Below are 3,978 nucleotides of genomic sequence, written 5' to 3'. Positions count from 1 at the left end.
GCGTACTCGTGGCCGTCCACGTGCTCGCCGGCGAAGGCGGCGAAGAGGCTGCCGGGCTCCACCTGGCGGGAGTCGATGACGACCGGGCCGCTGACCGTCGCGGAGGGGTCCGGTATGTCGTGGGGCCGCCCGCCGGTGATGTCGGCGATCTCGGCGAGGGAGAGGGCGATCACTGGTTCACCTCGGCCTGTCGGGCGCTGAGCTGCTGGTTCTCGATGGCCGCGCGGAGCACCGCACGGTCGTCGAAGGGGCGTACGACCCCCGCGGTGTCCTGGCCCTGCTCGTGGCCCTTGCCCGCGACGAGGACGGTGTCCCCGGCCTCGGCCCGCGCGACGGCCGCGGCGATGGCCGCGGCCCGGTCGGCGTCGACCAGGACGGTGCCCCGCTCCTCGGCGGGGACGGAGACGGCGCCCTCGAACATCGCGGCGAGGATCTTCAGCGGGTCCTCGGAGCGCGGGTTGTCGGAGGTCAGGACGGCGGTGTCGGCGTAGCGGGCCGCCGCGGCGCCCATCGGGCCGCGCTTGGTGGTGTCGCGGTCGCCGCCGCAGCCGAGCACGATGTGCAGCCTGCCGGTGGTGACCTCGCGCAGGGCGCGCAGCACGGACTCGACGGCGTCGGTCTTGTGGGCGTAGTCCACGACGGCCAGGTACGGCTGTCCGGCGTCGACCCGCTCCAGCCGCCCGGGGACGCCGGGGACCGCGGCGACGCCGTCGGCGGCGGTCTGCGGGTCGATTCCGGCGGCGGCGAGCGTGACGACGGCGGCGACGGTGTTGGCGACATTGAACGGGCCGGGCAGCGGGGCCTTGGCCCGTACGCGCTGTCCGTCCGGCCCGACCAGGGTCAGGGTGGAGTCCATGTGGCCGCTGACCACGTCCTCGGCGCGCCAGTCGGCGGACGGGTCGCCGGCGGCGGAGAAGGTGACGACCGGGATCGCCGACTCCTTCGCGAGGCGGCGGCCGTACTCGTCGTCGACGTTGACCACGCCCAGGCGGGCGCGGCGCTCGGTGAAGAGCTGCGCCTTGGCCTGGAAGTAGTCCTCCATGTCGGAGTGGAACTCCATGTGCTCCGGGCTGAGGTTGTTGAAGACGGCGACGTCGAAGACGCAGCCGTCGACCCGGCCCAGCACGAGGGCGTGGCTGGAGACCTCCATGGCGACGGCCTCGACGCCGCGTTCGCGCATGACGGCGAACAGGGCCTGGAGGTCGGTGGCCTCGGGGGTGGTGCGCTCGGACTTGATGCGCTCGTCGCCGATGCGCATCTCGACGGTGCCCACCAGTCCGGTGGTCCTGCCCGCCGCGCGCAGTCCGCCCTCGACGAGGTAGGCGGTGGTGGTCTTGCCGGAGGTGCCGGTGATGCCGAGCTGGAGCAGGGCTTCGCCTGGGCGGCCGTAGATCTCCGCGGCCAGCTCGCCCATGCGGCCGCGCGGGTCGGCGACGGCGAGGACGGGCAGGCCGGTGGCGGCGGCGCGTTCGGCGCCGTCCGGGTCGGTCAGCACGGCGGCGGCGCCGAGGGCGGCCGCCTGGGCGGCGAAGTCGGCGCCGTGCAGCCGGGCTCCGGGCAGGGCCGCGTACAGGTCGCCGGGGCGCACGGCACGGGAGTCGTGCGTGATGCCGGTGATCCGTGCGTCGCCGGACTCGGGCAGGCCCAGCAGGCCGGCCAGCTCGCCCAGGGGTGTCGGGCGGGCGTTCACGGGCCGGGGCGCTCCCGGCGGCGCTGCCGGGGCGTCTTTCTGGGCGGTTCTGGGCTGATCAGCGTGGGGCACGGCGGTGAGCGTACCGGGCGCGGCGGGCCGCTCGCGAAGCGAGGGCCCGTCCGGGGCGGCTCCGGCCGTCTGGTTCCCGGGTTTCGGGGTGATCGTTGTCACTGATGGGGCCTCACGCGTGGGTGGTGGGACGGTCGGTTCTGTGTCAGGGCTGCGGGCTGGGCTGCGCGGCGGGCGGGGCGGCGGGCGGCGGAGCGGATCCGTAGGTCACCGGGAGGCCCGCGGGGGCCGTTCCGGTGGGCGCGACCTGGAGGGTCTTGAGTGCGAACTCCATGACCGTCTTGTAGATCGGGCCGCAGATCTGGCCGCCGAAGTAGCTGCCCTTGGTGGGGTTCTGGATGGCGCAGTAGACGGTGATCCGGGGGTCGTCGGCGGGGGCGAAGCCGGCGAAGGAGGCGGTGTAGCCCTTGTAGCGGCCGGTGGCCGGATCCACCCGGTTGGAGGTGCCGGTCTTGCCGCCGACCCGGTAGCCGGGGATCTTCGCCTTGGTTCCGGTGCCCTCCTGGTCGTCGACCACGGACTCGAGCATCTCGGAGAGCGTCTTGGCCGTCTGCTGGCTGATCACCCGGGTCTTCTCGGGCGCCGGGGCCGGGGTGAAGCGGCCGTCGGGTCCCTTGCTGCCGCGCACCAGGGTCGGGGTGATCCGGACCCCGCCGTTGGCGATCGTCGAGTAGACGGAGGCCGCCTGCATCGCGTTGAGGGACAGGCCCTGGCCGAAGGGGATCGTGTACTGCTGCGAGGTGGACCAGGCCTCCGGCTTGGCGAGGATGCCGCGGGACTCTCCGGGGTAGTTCAGGCCGGTGGGCCGTCCGATGCCGAACCGGTCCAGGTAGGAGTACAGGACCCGGTTGGCCTCGGGCTGGGTGGCGCCGAGCTGCCCGGTGGCCAGGATGGTGCCGATGTTGGAGGACTTGGCGAGGACCCCGTTGAGGGTCAGGTACCAGGTGGAGTGGTCGACGTCGTCCTTGAAGAGCCGGTCGCCGCGGTGCAGCCGGTTGGGGACCTCGACGTGGGTGTCGGGGGTGGCCTTCTTCTCCTCCAGGACGGCGGCCATGGAGATCACCTTGGCGGTGGAACCGGGCTCGTAGACGTCCTGGAGGGCGGCGTTGCCCATGGCTGCGGAACGGGCCCGGGTCAGGTCGTTGGGGTCGAAGCCGGGGGCGTTGGCCATGGCCAGCACCTCTCCGGTACGGGTGTCCTGGACGACGACGTAGCCGCGGTCGGCGCCGGACTTCTCGACCTGCTCGGCGATGGCGCTCTGGGCGGCCCACTGGATGTCGCGGTCGATGGTCAGCTCGATGTCCTCGCCGGGCACGGCGGGCTTCTCGTGGGACCCGGCCGTGGGGACGCGGCGGCCGCCGGACTGGGCGTAGGTGATCTCGCCGTCCTTGCCGGCCAGCTTCTTGTCGAGGGCCGACTCCAGGCCGCCGCCGCCCTTGCCCTCGGCGTTGACGTAGCCCAGTATCCCGGCGGCGAGGTCGCCGTTCGGGTACACGCGCTTGCTGCTGTTCTCGTTGAAGACGCCGGCGATGACGTTGGCGCCGGGGCCGTTGTTCCGCTTGTCGGCGGCCGCCTTGTCGGCGAAGAGCTTCTTGAGGTCCTTGATCTGGTTCCAGACCTGGGGGGTCTGCCGGCGGGCCAGGACCACGTAGCGGGTGTCCTTGGTCTTCAGCCGGGCGGCGATCTCCTTGGCGTCCTTGCCGAGGATCGGCGCGAGGAGGGCCGCGGCCTGCTCGGGGGCGTCGGGGGCCTTGCTCTCCTGGGGGGTGAACATCTTCGGGTCGGCGGTGATGTCGTACGCGTCGACGCTGGTCGCCAGGGCGACGCCCTTGCGGTCGGTGATCTCCCCGCGCTCGGCGGCCAGGACGTACTTGGCGAAGCGGTTCTCGGTGGCCTTGGCGGAGTACGCGGAGGCGTCGACGGCCTGCACCTGCAGGAGCCGGACGACGAAGGCGAGCATCACGAGGGTGAGCCCGACACCGACCAGCCGCAGCCGGGGCTTGGGGCTCCCGAGCCGGATGGTGTGCGGGGCCCGCTGCGCGGGCGTCTTGGCGGTGGTCCGGGGCCGCCCCGGGCCCGGCACCCGGCGCGGGGGCTCCTTGGGGCTCACCGGTGCGCTCCGCGACGGCGCGAGGAAGCCCCGCCCGGCCTCCTGGGGCTCCGCCCCAGACCCCGCGCCTCGATCTCCCCCGGACTCCGTCCGGGGGTACCCCCAG

Annotated in this window: 3 protein-coding genes; all 3 read right to left on the bottom strand. The window is 73.4% G+C overall.

Annotated elements, in window-relative coordinates:
• Nucleotides 1–173: Mur ligase domain-containing protein (locus VR44_RS44125; RefSeq protein ID WP_245692120.1), on the bottom strand; the 173-nt coding region annotated here is incomplete at its 3' end.
• Nucleotides 170–1,864 (bottom strand): UDP-N-acetylmuramoyl-L-alanyl-D-glutamate--2,6-diaminopimelate ligase, encoded by a 1,695-nt coding sequence (locus VR44_RS23380; protein ID WP_045949542.1) that lies wholly within the window; start codon nucleotides 1,862–1,864, stop codon nucleotides 170–172. The genes VR44_RS44125 and VR44_RS23380, both read right to left, overlap by 4 nt.
• Before the next feature lie 43 nt (nucleotides 1,865–1,907).
• Entirely contained in the window at nucleotides 1,908–3,872 is a 1,965-nt protein-coding gene (locus VR44_RS23375; RefSeq protein WP_045949541.1) for a peptidoglycan D,D-transpeptidase FtsI family protein, read from the bottom strand.
• Nucleotides 3,873–3,978 lie beyond the last annotated feature (106 nt).

Source organism: Streptomyces katrae, assembly GCF_000966975.1.
GTDB classification, from domain to species: Bacteria; Actinomycetota; Actinomycetes; order Streptomycetales; family Streptomycetaceae; genus Streptomyces; species Streptomyces katrae.
Note: the sequence above shows the minus strand (reverse complement) of the source record. Positions and strands in the feature narration are given on the sequence as shown.